Source organism: Sphingomonas sp. BL-S-30, assembly GCF_055521475.1.
Window position 1 is genome coordinate 4,847,648 of record NZ_CM145481.1, and the last position, 17,949, is coordinate 4,865,596.

General features: G+C 65.9%; 15 protein-coding genes. 7 read left to right on the forward strand and 8 right to left on the reverse strand.

The features are described from left to right. Positions 1–59 precede the first annotated feature (59 nt). Positions 60–1,085: a glycosyltransferase family 2 protein gene (locus ACZ1I5_RS22775; protein WP_465171503.1), complete on the reverse strand. Its 1,026-nt coding sequence runs from the start codon at positions 1,083–1,085 to the stop codon at positions 60–62. A 447-nt stretch (positions 1,086–1,532) separates the two neighbouring features. Between ACZ1I5_RS22775 and ACZ1I5_RS22780 the strand changes: the two genes are divergently transcribed. Next, complete coding sequence (locus ACZ1I5_RS22780) at positions 1,533–3,239, forward strand: hypothetical protein (RefSeq protein WP_465171504.1); 1,707 nt, start codon at positions 1,533–1,535, stop codon at positions 3,237–3,239. A 133-nt stretch (positions 3,240–3,372) separates the two neighbouring features. On the opposite strand, the gene ACZ1I5_RS22785 is transcribed toward ACZ1I5_RS22780, so the two are convergent. After that, entirely contained in the window at positions 3,373–5,463 is a 2,091-nt protein-coding gene (locus ACZ1I5_RS22785) for a RelA/SpoT family protein (RefSeq protein WP_465171505.1), read from the reverse strand. Positions 5,464–5,543: 80 nt separating this feature from the next. Further along, positions 5,544–5,861 (reverse strand): CC_3452 family protein, encoded by a 318-nt coding sequence (locus tag ACZ1I5_RS22790; RefSeq protein WP_465171506.1) that lies wholly within the window; start codon positions 5,859–5,861, stop codon positions 5,544–5,546. 130 nt (positions 5,862–5,991) lie between these two features. Between ACZ1I5_RS22790 and ACZ1I5_RS22795 the strand changes: the two genes are divergently transcribed. Then, complete coding sequence (locus tag ACZ1I5_RS22795; protein WP_465171507.1) at positions 5,992–6,471, forward strand: winged helix-turn-helix transcriptional regulator; 480 nt, start codon at positions 5,992–5,994, stop codon at positions 6,469–6,471. A 111-nt stretch (positions 6,472–6,582) separates the two neighbouring features. On the opposite strand, the gene ACZ1I5_RS22800 is transcribed toward ACZ1I5_RS22795, so the two are convergent. Both ACZ1I5_RS22800 and ACZ1I5_RS22805 read right to left on the reverse strand, forming a co-directional pair. Then, the gene (locus tag ACZ1I5_RS22800; protein ID WP_465171508.1) at positions 6,583–7,011 is read right to left on the reverse strand and encodes an acyl-CoA thioesterase; all 429 of its coding nucleotides are present in this window, start codon (positions 7,009–7,011) and stop codon (positions 6,583–6,585) included. A 79-nt stretch (positions 7,012–7,090) separates the two neighbouring features. Further along, positions 7,091–8,296, reverse strand: coding sequence for an LL-diaminopimelate aminotransferase (locus tag ACZ1I5_RS22805; protein ID WP_465171509.1), 1,206 nt, complete (start codon positions 8,294–8,296; stop codon positions 7,091–7,093). Positions 8,297–8,408: 112 nt separating this feature from the next. On the opposite strand from ACZ1I5_RS22805, the gene ACZ1I5_RS22810 reads away from it, so the two are divergent. The 3 genes from ACZ1I5_RS22810 to clpS all read left to right on the forward strand — a co-directional run bounded on the left by ACZ1I5_RS22810 (position 8,409) and on the right by clpS (position 11,586). Beyond that, positions 8,409–10,142: a PHA/PHB synthase family protein gene (locus ACZ1I5_RS22810; protein WP_465171510.1), complete on the forward strand. Its 1,734-nt coding sequence runs from the start codon at positions 8,409–8,411 to the stop codon at positions 10,140–10,142. Between the two features lie 123 nt (positions 10,143–10,265). Continuing rightward, positions 10,266–11,048 (forward strand): phasin family protein, encoded by a 783-nt coding sequence (locus ACZ1I5_RS22815; protein WP_465171511.1) that lies wholly within the window; start codon positions 10,266–10,268, stop codon positions 11,046–11,048. Positions 11,049–11,250: 202 nt separating this feature from the next. Beyond that, positions 11,251–11,586, forward strand: a complete 336-nt coding sequence (gene clpS / locus ACZ1I5_RS22820) for an ATP-dependent Clp protease adapter ClpS (protein ID WP_465174030.1) — start codon at positions 11,251–11,253, stop codon at positions 11,584–11,586. Positions 11,587–11,741: 155 nt separating this feature from the next. Here the strand turns inward: clpS and ACZ1I5_RS22825 are convergent, their stop codons facing one another. Next, positions 11,742–12,440, reverse strand: a complete 699-nt coding sequence (locus ACZ1I5_RS22825) for a Crp/Fnr family transcriptional regulator (protein WP_465171512.1) — start codon at positions 12,438–12,440, stop codon at positions 11,742–11,744. A 184-nt stretch (positions 12,441–12,624) separates the two neighbouring features. On the opposite strand from ACZ1I5_RS22825, the gene murA reads away from it, so the two are divergent. Continuing rightward, the gene (murA, locus tag ACZ1I5_RS22830) at positions 12,625–13,908 is read left to right on the forward strand and encodes a UDP-N-acetylglucosamine 1-carboxyvinyltransferase (RefSeq protein ID WP_465171513.1); all 1,284 of its coding nucleotides are present in this window, start codon (positions 12,625–12,627) and stop codon (positions 13,906–13,908) included. Between the two features lie 175 nt (positions 13,909–14,083). Here murA and ACZ1I5_RS22835 read toward each other — a convergent pair whose 3' ends face one another. Further along, complete coding sequence (locus tag ACZ1I5_RS22835; protein ID WP_465171514.1) at positions 14,084–14,881, reverse strand: hypothetical protein; 798 nt, start codon at positions 14,879–14,881, stop codon at positions 14,084–14,086. A gap of 139 nt (positions 14,882–15,020) precedes the next feature. On the opposite strand from ACZ1I5_RS22835, the gene ACZ1I5_RS22840 reads away from it, so the two are divergent. After that, a complete protein-coding gene (locus ACZ1I5_RS22840) occupies positions 15,021–16,337 on the forward strand; it encodes an NAD(P)/FAD-dependent oxidoreductase (RefSeq protein WP_465171515.1) in 1,317 nt (438 codons plus the stop codon). Between the two features lie 141 nt (positions 16,338–16,478). Here ACZ1I5_RS22840 and ACZ1I5_RS22845 read toward each other — a convergent pair whose 3' ends face one another. Then, positions 16,479–17,807 carry a cystathionine gamma-synthase family protein gene (locus tag ACZ1I5_RS22845; RefSeq protein ID WP_465171516.1) on the reverse strand — a complete coding sequence of 443 codons (1,329 nt, stop codon included), beginning with the start codon at positions 17,805–17,807 and terminating at the stop codon, positions 16,479–16,481. Positions 17,808–17,949 lie beyond the last annotated feature (142 nt).

The following is a 17,949-nucleotide window of genomic DNA, read 5'->3' on the forward strand; positions in this document are numbered from 1 at the left end:
TGCCGGAACAAGTCCGGCATGACGAAGAAGTGTTTTGGTCTGACCGTGTCGATCCGGCCTTACTCGCCCTTCGGCGGGCCCTCGGCGACATCGGGTCGCCCGGCTGGCGCAGCCACCTCCGCCCGGTACCCGAGCGTCGCCCGCCCCTGCACCGGGCCGGCGATGTCGGCGACCAGATACAATGGCCGCCGCTTCGATTCGACATAGAGCCGGCCGAGATATTCGCCGATCATGCCAAGCACGAACATCTGCACCGCGCCGAGCAGCACCACCACCAGCATGGTCGAGGTCCAGCCCTGCACGGCGCTGCCGGTGAAGAAACCGATCGCGATATAGACGAACAGCAGCAGCGAGGCGCCGGTCAGCGCCAGCCCGACATGGCTCGCGAAGCGCAACGGGGCCGTCGAGAAGCCGGTCACCGCGTCGAGCGCGAAGCGGACCATCTTGCCGAGCGGATATTTGGTTTCGCCGGCATGGCGCTCGGCCCGGTCATAGACGAACGGGATCTGGCGGAAGCCGATCCACGCGACCATGCCGCGGATGAACCGCGCCTGTTCGGGCAGCGACAGGAAGGCGTCGAGCGCCCGCCGGCTCATCAGCCGGAAATCGCCGGTGTCGAGCGGGATCGGCGTGTCGGTGATGCGGTCGAGCATGCGGTAGAAGATCGCGGCGGTCGCTTTCTTGAAGATGCTCTCGCCCTCGCGCTTGCGGCGCACGGCATAGACCACGTCGGCCTGTTGCTCCGTCATCGCCTTGCGCATGTCGGTGAGCAGCTCGGGCGGATCTTGCAGGTCGGCGTCGATGATCAGGATCTGCTCGCCGGCGCAGAGATCGAGGCCGGCGGTCAGCGCGAGCTGATGGCCATGGTTGCGCGACAGGTTGATCGCGACGAGGCGCGGATCGGCGGCGGCGATCCGCTGCATCACCTGCCAGCTTTCATCGCGCGAACCGTCATTGACGAACAGGATCTCGAAATTCTCGCCCACGGCCGCGCGCGCGGCGGCGGAAACGCGGGCGTGCAGGGCGTCGAGACAGGCTGCCTCGTTATAGCAGGGGACGACGACGGAAAGAGCGGGACGATGCATGGGCGCGCTGTTTAACGGCAAGTCATCCCCCCGTCATCGGAAGATTGCGCTGGATCAAGCGGGAGCCGGATCGCCGCCCTTCCGGAATGGGGAAGGGGGAGCATTGCCCGGCCCGTCGCGCATGTCGGCTTCCATGTGGGCGAGGATGCGGACGGCTCCGCCTATCGCATCTTCGGGGCAATCAGTTCGGCGGGGTGTCGCTCGCCTGGGTCAGGAGCGACAGGCTCTTGACGGCGCGCTGGCCGCGACGGTGGCGCCGCGCCCATTCCGGAAAAACTGATCGCCACGCTCGACGAACCGCTGTCCTGGAACGAGGCCTGAGGATCAGCCTCCGGGGCGCCATATCCCTTGCACGGGCCGTGGGATGATCACACTGTGCTCGGGCCCATGAGCATGCGGCTGCGGTCGGGAAACATGCGATAAATCTTGGCCGTCGAACTGGGGATCATGATGTCTCGATCGGATGAAGGCGCGCCCGGCGCGACGCAACCCGGGGGCTTTGCGCCGGCACCGGTTTCGACGCGCTTGTTGTCGGGAAGCGTGGCGGTGCGCAGCTATGGGGACGATTGGGTCGGCGACGACAGCGATATCCTCCTGCCCGGTCGCGTGCATGCCTTTACCGATATCGACATGACGGCCTGGGCCGCCATCTTCCTCGACGCCGTCGACGGGTTGTTCGCGCCGGGCATGCGCGCGGCGATCGTCGCGCTCGATCCCGATCGCGCGGCCTCGCTCGCCGGGCACAAGCAACAGCTCGCCGACATCCTCGCATCGACTCTGCTCCCCGTCCTTGTCGTCCCCGGTCAGGTGCCCGCGATGGAAGAGGCGCGCGCGCTCTTCCGCCAGGCCCTGCTCGACCGTCTCGGCACTGCCTATGCCCCGCATGGAAACGGCGCCCCATTGCCGTTCGGGCCGCGACCGCCCTCGATCCGCGCCATGGGCGCCGTCACCGCGCCGGCGCCGGTGTCGATCGCGGCGGCACTTTTATGGGACTGCGTGGTCACGATCGAAACCTCGCAGGCCGCCCAGGACGAGATGCTACTGTCTCTCATCATGAATGATCCGTCTCCGGTCGATCCGGCGACGGGGCCGGCTATCGGGGCGATAATGCCCCGGGCGGCCGCGGCCACGACCCTGTTCGACGCGCTGGCCCGGACAATCGTCGAGTGGCCGCAGATCGCACCGCAGCTCGCGGCGGCATTGGCGGGCGGCAGCGCGACCGTGGCGCGCGCCGCGCTGGAACGATGGGACGCGCTGATCGGCGATGTAGTTTCGACATGGCCGGACTGGCGCGCGCGGGACTTGCCGATCGAGCGCGCGGATGTCGACACGGCATCCGCTGGCGCGGCCATCTGGCGCTACGCCGTCGATTTCCGGACGCTGCCGGACCTTCGCGTCACGCGCTTTCCCGGCGACGACGGGATGCCGCCATGGCCGGCGATCACCGGCTTCGTCGCGCCGGCCGGGCCCGGCCAGGCCTGCGACAGCTATCGGGCCTTAGCCGCTCATCCTGCGGGCGGACCGCTGACCTTCACCTGGGCCATGCCGCCCATGATCCAGGCGCGAAAGGTCGATGTCGCGGCTCAAGCGCGGCGCAACGCCAATCTGGCGCCGCCCGACTCGCCCGACGGCACCCTGGTCGATCCGGCGTTCATCCACACGACGCCGCTGGTGAAAGGGCTGGAACCCCTGGTTCCGTTGGCCGATCTGCCATCGCATCCTTTCCGGATCGGAGCGGGGGCGGCGACGCTGTCGGAGGCGATGGGCGATCTGTTCGCGTCCTTGCTGCCCGAGCCGGTGCCGACGGGCCCCGCGCTTCGCGATATCCATATCGACATCGAAGCGTCCTGGCGGGTCTCGCTGGGCATCGGCGACAGTCAGGCGGACGTCGGCGTTCCGATATGCCTGGCGGACGCCGTCCTCGCATTGTCCCCGGACGTGTCGGAAGGCTCAGTCCCGGTCGACGCATTCCGCCGGAAAGTGACCGACGCGCTGCTTGACTGGCATGCCGCCACCCCGCCGCAGGACGATCCGGCCGTCCTCCGCTTCGCCGTCACGCTGGCGCTGCCAGGCGAGGAGCGCCGCATACCGCTGGTTCGTCTCGGCCAGCTCGATGTCGCTGTTCCGGTCGCACCGACAGACTGGTGGCGATGAGGGGCCTGACGGCACGCTGCTCCGATCCCCACCGCTTTCGCGACTGCTGGTCGTTACGTCCTGGCGTAATTCAAGACATTAAAATATAACATAAATATCTGGACTTGATCGTCCAAGCGCGCGTCGCCGATCGTCAGACCCGCTCCACCATGTTCACCGCGTCGGCCGCGCGCAGCGCTGCGATCAGCCGGGTCAGGTGATGCAGGTCGTGCACCTCCACATCGATCGTGTTGGTGTGGAATCCGGTGTCGCGATTGTCGAGCCGCATGTTGACGATATTGGCCTTTTGCGCGCCGATGATCGTCGCGATCACGCCCAGCGCGCCGGGCTCGTTCTTCACCTCGACCGAGATGCGCGCGGTCGCGCCCTCGGTCTTGTCGCCCCAGGCGATATCGACCCAGTCGGCATCGTCGCTGTCGGCGAGCCGCGGGCAGTTGATCACATGAATCTCGATGCCCTCGTTCGGGCGGCGCAGCCCGACGATCCGGTCGCCCGGCACCGGGTGGCAGCATTCGGCCAGGTCGAACGCGACGCCCGGGGTCAGTCCCTTGATCGAGATCGCGCTGGTCTGGATCGGCGTCGCCCGTGCTGTCGCGGTGCCGCCGGAGCCGGGCATCAGCGCCTCCATCACTTCGGGGTCGGTGATGCGGCGGCGTGCGATCGCCTCCAGCAGCGCGGCTTCGTCGGGCAGCTTCAACCGCTTCAGCGCCGCGCCGATCGCCCCTGCCGCCAGCGGCGCGGGCAGGTGCGACAGGATCTCGTCATAGATTTTGCGGCCGAGCGCCTGAGTCTCCTCGCGCTCCTTGTACCGCAAATGGCGACGGATCGCGGCGCGGGCCTTGCCGGTGATGGCGAAGCTCAGCCAGTTGGCCTGGGGCTCCTGCGCCTTGGAGCGCAGGATCTGCACCTGGTCGCCATTCTCGATGCTGGTCTTGAGCGGCACCACGCGCCCGTTGATCTTCGCGCCGACCGCCTGGTCGCCCAGATCGGTATGCACGGCATAGGCGAAGTCGATCGGCGTCGCGCCCTTGGGCAGCTGGTGCAGCTCGCCCTTGGGGGTGAAGGCGAAGATCCGGTCCTGGTACATCGCCATGCGCGTATGCTCGAGCAGCTCTTCCGGGCTCTCGGCATTGTCGAGAATCTCGACCAGGTCGCGGATCCAGCTCACCTGAGTCTCGGGGCGTACCTTGTCCTGTTTGTACGCCCAGTGCGCGGCGAGGCCGAGCTCGGCCTCCTCATGCATCTCCTCGGTGCGGATCTGCACTTCGACCCGGGTATTGTCGGCATGGATCACGCTGGTGTGGAGCGAGCGATAGCCATTGCGCTTGGGGGTCGAGATATAGTCCTTGAACCGCCCCGGCACCATCGGCCAGCGGCGATGGATCACGCCCAGCGCCTGGTAACAGGCCTCCTCGGTCGGCACGATTGCGCGGAACGCCATGATGTCGGAAAGCTGCTCGAAGCTGATGTGCCGCTCGGCCATCTTCTTCCAGATCGAATAGGGGTGTTTCTCGCGGCCCGAGACGTCGGCGTCGATGCCGTGGCGGGACAGCAGCAGTTTCAGCCCCGATCCGATCTTGGCGATCCGGTCACCGCCGCCTTCCTTGAGCCGGGTCAGCCTTTTGGTGATCGATTCATAGGCTTCCGGCTCGAGCTCCTTGAAGGCGAGCGTCTGCATCTCCTTCATGAACTCGTACATGCCGATCCGCTCGGCGAGCGGGGCGTAGATGTCCATCGTCTCGCGCGCGATGCGGCGGCGCTTGTCGGGGTTGGGGATGTAGTGGAGCGTCCGCATATTGTGCAGCCGGTCGGCTAGCTTGACCAGCAGCACGCGGATATCGTCCGACATGGCGAGCAGGAATTTGCGCAGATTCTCCGCGGCGCGCTCATTCTCGGTCTGCGCCTCGATCTTCGACAGCTTGGTGACACCGTCGACCAGCCGCGCGACCGCGGGGCCGAACAGCCGTTCGATCTCCTCGATCGTCGCGACGGTATCTTCGACCGTGTCGTGCAGGATCGCGGTCGCGATCGTCTCGTCGTCGAGATGCAGCTCGGTCAGGATGCCGGCCACCTCGATCGGATGGCTGAAATAGGGGTCGCCCGAGGCGCGCTTCTGCGTGCCGTGCGCGTTGACCGAGAAGACATAGGCGCGATTCAGCAGCGCCTCGTCGGCTTGCGGGTCATAGTCGAGGACCCGGTCTACAAGTTCATATTGGCGCAGCACGCCTTAAGATGGGGCCGCGAACTGTTGCTTTGCAACAAAAAGCTGGCCGCGGCAGTACGATTGCCGCGGCCGAGGGGATATCACTTCGCGCGGGCGTTGCACTTGGCGAGCGCCTCGGCGTCGAACGCCTGGCCGCCGGCGGTGAACTCGCTCAGCGCGCCGGCGCGCTGCACGATCATCTGGCAGACGATGTTGTCGCGCGCGCTGGTCTTGTTCGCGGTGAAATTGGTGTCGCGCCATTTCCACATCACATTGTTGGTAATGAAGCTGGTCTTGGCCGGCTGCGCGACCGGGGTCGCGGTGTAATAGCCGCCCGGGCCCTGCGCGATGCCGACGGTCGGCGACAGCGCCATGACGGAACCGGCGAGCGCGGCAGCGATTGAAAGAATGCGGGTCATTGTTAGTCCTCCTTGAATCCAGTTGCGAATCACTACCTACTGCATTAGGTAGTAAGTTGCAACTGAAAACTTATATGTCATTTCCATGACGAGCGATTTGGGTTAGGCTCCATGGGTCGAGAGGAACGAGATGGGCGGTAAAATCCGTGAAGTACTGAGCGTTTGCAGCCTGCCTGCCGCGCTCGAGGCCATGGGCGAACGCTGGAGCTTCATGATCCTGCGCGCCGCCTTCAACGGCCTCCATCATTTCGAGGAGTTCCAGTCGGAACTCGGCATCGCGCGCAACATCCTCGCCAACCGGCTCGCCCGGCTGGTCGAGCATGGCATCCTGACGCGCGAGGCGATGCCCGAGGATCGACGCAAGATCGAATATCGCCTGACCGAGAAGGGCGCGGCGCTGCTGCCGACGATGATCGCGCTCCGGCAATGGGGCGAACGCTGGGAGACCGGCATGCCCGCCACCCCGGTGCTGGTCGACGCGCGCGACATGCGCCCGATCGGCCCGATCGAGGTGCGCGCCTGGGACGGGCGGGTGCTGACCAAGCAGGACCTGCTCTGGGCACTCGCCGAGGATGTCGTGCACGAACCCGAGATGCGCGCGGCGGAATAGGGGGCGGGGACTTAAACCACCCGTTCGCCCCGAGCTTGTCGAAGGGCTGCACTTCTTCGTTTCAGAGAAAGGGCAGGGCTTCGACAAGCTCAGCCCGAACGGAACATGTTCCTACTCCTGCCGCAACCCTTCCAGGAACGCCCGGATTGGGGCGCCGATCGCGACCGGTTTGCCGGTCGGCAGGTGCACATTGACGACGACCATGTCGATCACCGTGTGCAGATCGCCCGTCACCGCATGGCACAGCTCGAACCGCTGAGTCATGCTCGACGTGCCGATCCGCTCGATCCGTACGAAGGCGTCGAGTGAATCGCCGAACACGAACGGCTTCAGATAATCGATCTCGGTGCGGCGGACATGGAATTCGGTCTCGGTCCAGGCGGCCCCCAGCGTGTCGCTGATCCCGGTCCAGTCCCAGAATTCGGTTGCCGCGACATCGGCATATTCCAGATAGCGCGAGTTGAAGACCACTTTCTGCCCGTCGATCTCGGCATAGCGGACCTTGAGGCGGGTGGAGAAGGCGAAGCCGGGGCGAGTCATGCGGCGGCGATGGCCCGCGCCGGCCCCGCCGTCAATCCGATCGCCCCCGGCCCCGCTCCCCCGCCCTGCTCGCCGGCGGTCAGCCGGTGCGCGCCGGCGTGTTCACGCCCATGCTCTGGAGATAGCGCTTCACGTTGCGCGCCGCCTGGCGCAGCCGCTGCTCATTCTCCACCATCGCGATGCGCACATAGCCTTCGCCATTCTCGCCGTACCCGACGCCCGGCGCGACCGCGACCTTGGCATGGGTGAGCAGCTGCTTGGAGAATTCCAGGCTGCCGAGATGCGCCAGTGCCGGCGGCAGCGGCGCCCAGGCGAACATCGAGGCGCGGGGCGCCGGAATGTCCCAGCCGGCGCGGCCGAAGCTCTCGATCAGCACGTCGCGGCGGCGCTGATAGAGCTGGCGATTCTGCTCGACGATATCCTGCGGCCCGTTGATCGCGGCCACCGCGGCGGCCTGGATCGGGGTGAAGGCGCCGTAATCGAGATAGGATTTCACCCGCGTCAGCGCCGAGATGAGCTGCGGATTGCCCACCGCGAAGCCGATCCGCCAGCCGGCCATGGAATAGGTCTTGGACAGCGAGGTGAACTCGACCGCGACGTCCTTCGCGCCCGGCACCTGCAGGATCGAGGGTGTCGGCTTGCCGTCATAATAGAGCTCGGAATAAGCGAGGTCGGACAGTACCCAGAGCTTGTGCTCCTTCGCGAACGCCACGACCCGCTCGTAGAACGCCAGGTCGACCACTTCGGCGGTCGGGTTGGACGGATAGCCCATCACCAACACGCTCGGACGCGGCACGGTAAAGGCCATGGCCCGCTCCAGCGCCTCGAAATACTGCTCGTCGGGCGTGGTCGGCACGCTGCGGATCGTGGCACCTGCGATGATGAAGCCGAAGGTGTGGATCGGATAGCTCGGGTTCGGCGCGAGCACGACGTCGCCCGGCGCGGTGATCGCCTGGGCGAGATTGGCCAGGCCCTCCTTGGAGCCGAGCGTGACCACCACTTCGGTATCGGGATTGAGCTCGACGCCGAAACGCCGCTGGTAATAGCCGGCCTGGGCCTTGCGCAGCCCGGGGATGCCCTTCGACGCCGAATAGCCATGCGCATCGGGCTTGCGCGCCACTTCGCACAATTTGTCGATGACGTGCGGCGGCGGTGGCAGGTCCGGATTGCCCATGCCCAGGTCGATGATGTCCTCGCCTGCCGCGCGCGCTTCCGCCCGCATCGCATTCACTTCGGCGATGACATAGGGGGGCAGGCGCTTGATGCGGTAGAAATCGTCGGACATGGCTCACTTCCGGTTGGAGGAGCGACGACCCTTAGTTTATTTGCGCCCGCTCGGGAATGACGGACATCGCCTCGTGCGTTAGGGTGGTCGAAATTCGCCACCCGAGGAAACCATGGCCGAATCCGACGCCCCCGACCTGCCCAGCCTCGCGGAACTCCAGCACTGGACCTGGGTGATGGGCCGCGCGCAGCAGATGATGCTGGAAAGCGGCCTCTCGACCGCCGCGGCCGAGCAGCGCGATCTCGGTGTGCCGGTCATTCCCGGCCTCAACGATCCCGCGACGATCGCGCGCGCGGAAGCCTTCTGGACGGACAGCCTCACGCTCTGGCAGCGCTTCCTCGATCCCCAGGCGCCGCCCGCCGATGACGGCAGGCATGCCCGCGACAAACGCTTCGCCGCCCCGCAATGGCGCGACAATCCGCTGTTCGACTGGATCCGCCAGAGCTATTTTCTGATCTCCGATCACATGCTCGCCAATGTCGATGCGCTGGCGGGGGTGGACGATCGCCAGAAGGAGCAGCTCCGCTTCGCCGCCAGGGGTTTTCTCGAGGCGATGAGCCCGAGCAATTTCCCCGTCACCAACCCGGTGGTGCTGGAAAAGACGATCGAGACGGGCGGCGAGAATCTGCTCAAGGGCTTGCAGAACATGCTGGCCGACATCGCCAAGGGCCAGCTCACCCACACCGATCCCAACGCGTTCGAGCTTGGCCGCAACCTCGCGACCACCCCGGGCAAGGTGGTCAGGCGCACCCCGCTCTACGAACTGATTCAATATTCCCCGACGACGGAGACGGTGCTGGCCGCGCCGCTGGTCATCTTCCCGCCCTGGATCAACCGCTTCTACATCCTCGATCTCACGCCGGAGAAGAGCTTCATCCGCTGGGCGGTCGACCAGGGCATCACCGTCTTCATGGTCTCCTGGAAATCCGCCGATGCCAGCATGAGCGACGTGGTGTTGGACGATTATGTCGCGGCGCAGATCGACGCGATCGATTCGGTGCGCGAGGGGCTCGGGGTCGATGCGGTCCACGCCATCGGCTATTGCGTCGCCGGCACGACGCTCGCCGCAACGCTTGCGGTGCTCGCCGCGCGGGAACAGGCGGACAAGGTGAAAAGCGCGACCTTCTTCACCGCCCAGGTCGATTTCTCTCGCGCCGGCGAACTGCTCAACTTCGTCGACGACGAACAGCTCAAGACCATCGCCACGCTCTCGCCCGAGGGTTTCCTCGACGGCCGCTATCTCGCGCTGACCTTCAACCTGCTGCGCGGGCGCGACCTGATCTGGAATTACGTCACCAACAATTACCTGCTCGGCCAGGATTATACGCCGTTCGATCTGCTCCACTGGAACGGCGACACCACCAACCTGCCTGCCAAGTGGCATATGAGCTATCTGACCGATCTCTACCGCGACAATCTGCTGGTGAAGCCGGGCATGCTGTCCGCCGGCGGCACGCCGATCGATCTGACCCGGGTGAAGACGCCCGCCTATATCCAGGCCGGCCGTGACGATCATATCGCCCCGGCCGAAAGCGTGTGGAACATCACGCACATCTTCACCGGCCCGGTGAAGTTCGTGCTGGCCGGGTCGGGGCATATCGCGGGGGTGGTGAACCCGCCGGCGCTCGGCAAATATCAATATTGGCTCAATCCGAAGCCCGCCGAAACGCTCGCCGAGTTCGTTGCGGGCGCGACCGAGACCAAGGGCAGCTGGTGGCCCGACTGGCTCGGCTGGCTGCACCAGCAGGACGACTCGACCGTACCGGTCAGCGGCGCGCGCAAGCCGGGCGAAGGCCCCCTAACGGTGATCGAGGACGCGCCCGGCAGCTATGTGAGGGCGCGCTAAGTCTTTCGAATCGTTACGCTACACCTGTAGCATGACGCTTATGTTGCGGTGCAACAAAAAGCCTTGCGGAACGCGCAGCATGCGCTATATTGCAGTGCAACAAGTAACGTGAGGGAGGCCTTTATGGCCAGCAAGGGTCCCAAGCCCGGAAGTCCGGCCAAGGCGGCAGCGCCAAAGCCGAGGGCAACAGCCCCAAAGGCGGCAGCAGCGACGAAGACTGTCGCTAAGCCCGCCACCAAGCCCGTCGCTCCGGCCGCCGTGAAGGCAGTCGCCGCGCCGGTACTTGTCGCGGCCCAGCCGGTTCCGCCGGTCGCCGCCAAGATCGAGCTGCCCGCGCCCGTCGCCGCCGTTGAACCGGCGGTCGAACGGGTGATCGAAAAAGCAGCCGACACCGCAGTGAAGACTATCGAACCCATCACGCCCGTCGTCGAAACGCCGGTCGCCCTGATCCAGAAGGAAGTGAAGACCATGGAAGCCAATCTGAAGAATGCCGCCGAAAAGGCGCAGACCCTGTTCGCTGAAGCAAACGAGCGCGCCAAGGCCGCCGTCGAGAAGGGCACCAAGCTGTTCGAGGAAGCCAATGAGTTCTCGAAGGGCAACATCGAAGCAATCGTCGAGTCCGGCAAGATTGCCGCCAAGGGCCTTGAGACCTTCGGCCAGGACGCTGCCGATTACAGCCGCAAGCAGTTCGAAGGCGCCACCGCCGCGCTGAAGAGCCTGTCGACGATCAAGTCGCCGACCGACTTCTTCAAGCTGCAGAGCGACTATGTCCGCTCGTCGTTCGACTCGATCGTCGCCCAGACCTCGAAGAACACCGAAGCGATGCTGAAGCTCGCCGGCGAGGTCGCTCAGCCGATCTCGAACCGCGTCGCGCTCGCCGCCGAGAAGGCGAAGATCGCCGCGTAATGCCGCGCACGATCGTCGAATAGGAAAAGGGCGGTCCTTCGGGGCCGCCCTTTTTCGTTTATTGGTGCCGTGCGTCGGCAAGGGCAGCGCCAGCGCGTCGAAAGACGCCACAAACGAGGTTGATCGTTCGCACCCTCTTGCCCTTGGGCCGCGGCATGCCATATTTTCGCTTCTCATGATCAACCAGCTTAGCATCACGGCCATGGCCGAGCGCCGCGACGGCGAAGGGGGCGATGACGACGGCACTGGCCTCGGCATCGCCACCCGCACCCGCACGCGGACCAAGCAGCCGACTCCGTACCGGGTACTGCTGCTCAACGACGATTACACCCCGATGGAATTCGTCGTGCTGGTGCTCCAGCGCTTCTTCCGCATGGACATGGAGGCTGCGACGCGAGTGATGCTCCACGTTCACCAGAAGGGCGTCGGGGTGTGCGGCGTGTTCAGCTACGAAGTGGCGGAAACCAAGGTCGCCCAGGTCATCGAATTCGCCCGGCAGAACCAGCACCCCCTGCAATGCACCCTGGAAAAAGCGTGATCTCTTAATTCCTCCCCCAGGAACTGGGGAGGGGGACCATTCGCATCTTCTGCGAATGGTGGAGGGGGCTTGGAGCGCGGCAACGTGGCCGCGCTCCAAGCCCCCTCCACCACTTCGTGGTCCCCCTCCCCCGCTTCGCGAGGGAGGAATAAAATTCACCGCGCCGCCGGCAACCACGCCAGATCCAGCCCGGCATAGCGATCCACGAAATTCGCCGCCCGCTGCAACGACCTTTCGTCGGTCAGCGTCACCCGGCCGCCCTCGCGGGCGATGATGCCTTCCTCCTCCAGCTGCCGCAGCATGCGATTGACGTGCACCGCGGTCAGCCCGGTCGCGTCGCCAATCTCCTCCTGGGTCAGGCCCAGGGTGAAACTGGTGTTGGTCGCCTTGTCGAGCATGCGCATCCGGTTGCGCATCTCGAGCAGGATCCCCGCCACCCGCGCCTTGGCCGATGTCCGGCCCAGCGCCGCCAGCCGGTCGGTCAGCGCCGCCCGCTCGATCTGGTTATAGACCATGATCAGCGCAGCGAGCCGGGGATGGTCGCTGATCAGCTTGCTCATCGCGGTGCGCTCGAACGGACAGACCACGGCATCGGTCAGCGCGGTGATCGTCTCCGGCGCTTCGCTGTACACCAGCGACGAGACCCCCATCATGTCACCGGGGAACAGGAAACGCAGGATCTGGCGGCTGCCGTCGTCGAGCAGCACGGAGCTCATCATCGTGCCCTTGCGCAGGATGAACAGCTCGCTGCAGCGATCATTCTCGCGCTGCAAGGTCGCGCCGCGGCGCAGGCTGCGCTCGCGGTCCTCCAGCTGCTCCAGTGCGCGGTGCTCGCCAGGAGTCAGTGCGACCATGTCGCTCAATCGTTCAGCGAAACAACTACCCGGCACGCCAACATTCCCCCCAACGCTGACAAGCCAGAGCATTGCAGGAGAATCAGTGCATTAAAGTCGATCAAGCGCTGTCACCGCGACGCAACATGTAACACTTACGCAAGGCGCCACTTGCGTGGGCACGCGCAGGCGATAGAAGCCGCCAATGGACCGTATCCTCATCCGCGGCGGCAACCGGCTTTCGGGCCGCCTCCCCATCTCCGGCGCCAAGAACGCGGCGCTCACCCTCATGCCCTGTGCGCTCCTCACCGAGGAGCCGGTGACGCTGAGGAACCTGCCGCGCCTCGCCGATGTCGACAGCTTCGGGCATCTCCTCAACCAGCTCGGCTGCTCGACCCAGATCGAGGGCGCGCGGCCCGAGGATTTCGGCCGGGTGATGACGATCCGCGCCGGCAAGCTGACCGCGACCGAGGCGCCCTATGACATCGTGCGCAAGATGCGCGCCTCGATCCTGGTGCTCGGCCCGCTGATCGGCCGCGCCGGCGAGGCGACCGTGTCGCTGCCGGGCGGCTGCGCCATCGGCAATCGCCCGATCGACCTTCATTTGAAGGCGATGGAAGCGCTGGGCGCCGAGATCGAACTGGCCGCGGGTTATGTGAAGGCAACTGCGCCGGGCGGTCGGCTGCCCGGCGGCCGGGTGACCTTCCCGATCGTGTCGGTCGGCGCGACCGAGAATGCGGTGATGGCGGCGGCGACCGCGAAGGGCGGCTCGATCATCGAGAATGCCGCGCGCGAGCCGGAGATCGTCGATCTCTGCAACATGCTCGTCGCGATGGGCGCGTCGATTTCGGGCATCGGCACCGAGACGCTCGAGATCGAAGGCCGCGACCGGCTGCACGGCGCGACCTATGCGGTGATGCCGGACCGGATCGAGGCGGGCAGCTATGCCTGTGCCGCCGCGATCACCGGCGGTGCGCTGGAACTGGTCGGCGTCGCGATGGACGATATGCGCGCGACCGTCGCCGCGCTGGTCGAGGCGGGCGTCACGGTCGAGGAACGCGGCAACAGCCTGTTCGTCGAGGCGACCGGCCGGCTCGGCCCGCTCACATTGTCGACCGCGCCCTTTCCCGGTTTCGCCACCGACATGCAGGCGCAGTTCATGGCGATGCTCGCCTTGGCCGACGGCGCCAGCGTGCTGACCGAGACGATCTTCGAGAACCGCTATATGCACGTGCCGGAACTCGCGCGCATGGGCGCCGACATCCAGGTGCGCGGCCGCACTGCGGTGGTGCGCGGCGTCGAGAAGCTGCTCGGCGCGCCGGTGATGGCGACCGACCTGCGCGCCTCGATGAGCCTGATCCTCGCCGGCCTCGCCGCCGAGGGCGAGACTCAGGTCCAGCGCGTCTATCACCTCGATCGCGGATACGAGCGGCTCGAAGAGAAACTGAGCGCGGTGGGTGCCGATATCGAGCGCGTCAGCGACGGCTGAGACTTTCTACCCGCCTCATCCCCACGCCGTTCGTGCCGAGTAGGGACCGAGTAGGCAAAGCCGTATCGAGGGCCCGTATCGAGGTATCGGTGAGGCGCGGCACGCTTGTCCCTCGATATGCCATCTCGACAAGCTCGATGGCTACTCGGGACGAACGGCGGGTTTATCGCTCTCCCTAAACCTCGTCCCACCAACCGTCGCGCTTGGGCGTCCACCACGGCGCGGCCGCCACGATACGCTCGCCATAATCGGGCCAGTCGGGGCAGACCAACGGCAAACCCGTGCCCTCGATCAGTCGCACGATCCCCTCGCGATCGATTCCCTCGGGCACCCCGCCCGCCTCCCGGCAGGCAAGCCGCCACAATTCCATCTCCTGTCCCCAGAAATAGAGGCTCGCCGCGCCGATATTCTCCTGCATGCGGCGGACATCGGCCCATTTCCGCGGCTCGACGACCTTCGCCCAGATATCCGCCTGCACGCTGTCGACCGGCGCGTCCGGCCGCCAATCCAGCGCATCGGCCTGCACGATGCGCAGCTTCCCGCGCGCCTCGTCCGGCAATTGAGCGAAGATCCCCAGCGCCTCGATCAGCGCGATCACCTGCGGGTCGCGCTCCACCACCGTCACCCGGTCGACCGCCGGATTGAGCGCGACATTGGCCGCGCACCAGCCCATGCCCAGCCCCAGCACCACGGTGTGGCCGCGTGCCGCGGCGATGCCGATCTCCTGGCTCTCGACCTCCATCGGCACGATCGACATCCAGCTCACCTCGCCCTGCTCGACCGGCCCGGTCAGGATCACAGTGCCCATCATGCGATAGACCTGGCCCCAATAACCCCGCGCGGAAGGCATCGCGATGATCCGCACTGACCAGGGACCCCAGACGCCCTGGGCATAATGCGGGAACCAGAGGTCGCTGGTGAAGTCGCCGAGCAACGGACGAGGGTCGATGCCCGGCTGTTCGGCTGATGTCATGCTGCTCCCCCGCGTCGTCGCCGAACGCTGGCCGCCTTTCCGGCGAAGTTCAAGGGCAGGCCTTCAGAGCCAAATCTTCCTCGCCAGCTGCGGGCCGGCTGCTATCGTGCGGCTTCGGCCAGGCATCCGGGGGACAGGAATGACCGAGCGCAAGATTCAGATCGTGATCGTCGGGGGCGGGGCCGGCGGGCTCGAGCTCGCCCGGCGGCTCGGCGCGAAATATGGCCGCAAGCGCCACGACATCATCCTGGTCGAGCGCAACCGCACCCATATCTGGAAACCGCTGCTGCATGAAGTCGCGGCCGGGTCGCTCGACGCCAATCTCGACGAGGTCGGCTATCGCAGCCATTGCTATCGCTGGGGCTATCGCTTCTTCCTCGGCACGCTCGAAAGCATCGACCGGGACAGGCGCGAGCTCTGGGTCGCGCCCCTGCTCGACGACGACGGCAGCGAACTGATCGGCCGCCACGCGATCCGCTATGATTATCTGGTGCTGGCGGTGGGGTCGGTCACCAATGATTTCGGCACCCCGGGGGTGCGCGAGCATTGCATGGTGCTCGACGATCGCGCTCAGGCCGATCGCTTCCGCAACCGGCTGCTCAACCATTGCCTGCGCGTGTCCCGCGCGATGAGCCTCGATCCGGCCTCGGACGAGCATGTCCGCATTGCCGTGGTCGGCGGCGGCGCGACCGGCGTCGAGCTGACCGCCGAATTGTTCAACTCAGCCGCAGCGCTGCGTTTCTACGGGCTGGAGACGTTCGATGAAAAAAGGCTCGAAGTGACCTTGATCGAGGCCGGGCCGCGCATCCTGCCCGCGCTTCCCGAGAAGCTCGCGGCGGCGGCGCAGGCCGAGCTGGAGATGCTCGGCGTGCGTGTGCTGACCGATACGCGCGTGACCGAGGCGACCGACGAGGCGATCGTCACCGCGAGTGGTGAGCGCATCGTCAGCGAGCTGCGCGTCTGGGCCGCCGGGGTCAAGGGCGCTGCGACGCTCGATCATATCGGCGGGCTGGAGACCAACCGGAACAACCAGCTGCTGGTCAAGCCGACGCTGCAGACCACGCTCGACGACCGCATCTTCGCGCTGGGCGATTGCTGCTCCTGCCTCGATCCCGCGACCGGCCGCCCGGTCCCGCCGCGCGCCCAGGCGGCGCACCAGATGGCGACCGCCGTGTTCCACAATCTCGTGCGGCTGATGAACGACCGGCCATTGAAGCCGTTCGAATATCACGATCATGGCTCGCTGGTGTCGATCAGCCGCTTCTCGACCGTCGGCAGCTTGATGGGCAATCTCGTCGGCGGGCGCATGGCGATCGAAGGGCGGCTGGCGCGCTTCGTCTATGTCTCGCTCTACCGCATGCACCTGATCGCGATCCATGGCTGGCTGCGCGGCATCGGGCTGATCGTGATCGGCCGGGTGAACACGATCATCCGGCCGAGGCTGAAGCTGCACTGAGTCGGGACGCCTGCCCCACCACTGCCGTCACCCCGGACTTGTTCCGGGGTCCATCGTCCCGCAAACGCAACCACTGCGGCGCTTGCGGAGCCATGGATGCCGGAACAAGTCCGGCATGACGAAAATAGGGGCGGCCGACTCTTAGATCGAATCCAGCGCCTGCCGGAAATCCGCAATCAGATCGTCCGCATCCTCGACCCCGATCGAAATCCGCACCAGATTGTCCGTAATCCCCAGCGCCTGTTTGCGCGCGTCGGGCACCGACAGATGCGTCATCGCCGCCGGATGGCTCGCCAGCGTCTCGGTGCCGCCCAGGCTCACCGCCAGCTTGGCGATCTTCAGCGCGTCGAGGAACGCGAAGGCCTCCTTCTCGCCGCCCTTCACGATCAGCGAGAAGGTCGATCCGGCGCCGGTGCAGTGGCGGCGATAGATATCGGCCTGGCGCTCCATGCCGGGCGTGTCCTCCAGGAAACCGAGATAGCCGACCCGCTCGACCTTGGGGTGGCTGCGCAGGAATTCGCACACCTTCACCGCATTCTCGCCCGCGCGGCTCATGCGCAGTTCCAGCGTCTCCAGGCTGCGCATCAGCATCCACGCCGTATGCGGGTCGCAGATCGTGCCGATCGTGTTGCGCATCAGCCTTATGGTGTTGATATGCTCCTTCGAGCCGAGCACGCCGCCCGCGACCAGGTCGCTGTGCCCGCCGGCATATTTGGTCAGCGAATAGACGACGATGTCGGCGCCATGCTCCAGCGGCTTGAGCCAGAGCGGGCCGAGGAAGGTGTTGTCGATCGCGATCGGCGGTTTTTCCGCGGCGTTCTTGAAGATCGCGTCGCGGCTCGCGGCGACCGCCTGGATGTCGACCAGCGCGTTGGTCGGGTTGGCCGGGCTTTCGAGATAGATCAAAGCGACGCGGCCGGTTGCCGCCTTGCTCAGCACCGCGTCGATCTCCTCGCGGGTCGCGCCCGCCGGGAAGTCGAGCCAATGGACGCCGAAGCGGCCGAGGATGCGCGCGATCAAGGTCTCGGTCGCGGCATAGAGCGGGCCCGAATGGACGATCGTGTCGCCCGGGCGGACCATCGACAGGAACAGGGTGGCGATCGCCGACATGCCCGAGGAGAAGGCAAGCGCGTCCTCGGCATCTTCCCAGATGCCCAGCCGGTCTTCGAGGATCTCCTGGTTCGGCCCGTTGAAGCGCGAATAGACCAGCCCCTCGGCGCCGCCGGGGCGCTTGCCGGTCACGCCTTCGAAATGCCGCTTGCCCGCGGCGGCATTGGGGAAGACGAAGGTCGAGGTCAGGAAGATCGGCGGCTTGAGCGATCCTTCCGACAGCATCGGGTCATAGCCATGGCCCATCATCAGCGTGGACGGCTTCAGCTTGCGGTCGCCGATCTTCTCCACCGAAGGCTTGGGCTTGGTGCGGGGCGCGACGCCGGTCAGGTCGGCTTCGTCTTCGTTCTTGATCGCCATGGATGCGTCCTGGGTAAGAGAGTGCGCCGTCCGACGCGAATAGTCGCATTTGATACTTTCCTGCTCGGCAGGCAAGGCGACGTCATTAGCCCGTCGTTGCGGTAACGGATCGATACGGCGCTCGTTCCGTCGCCGTCTGGGA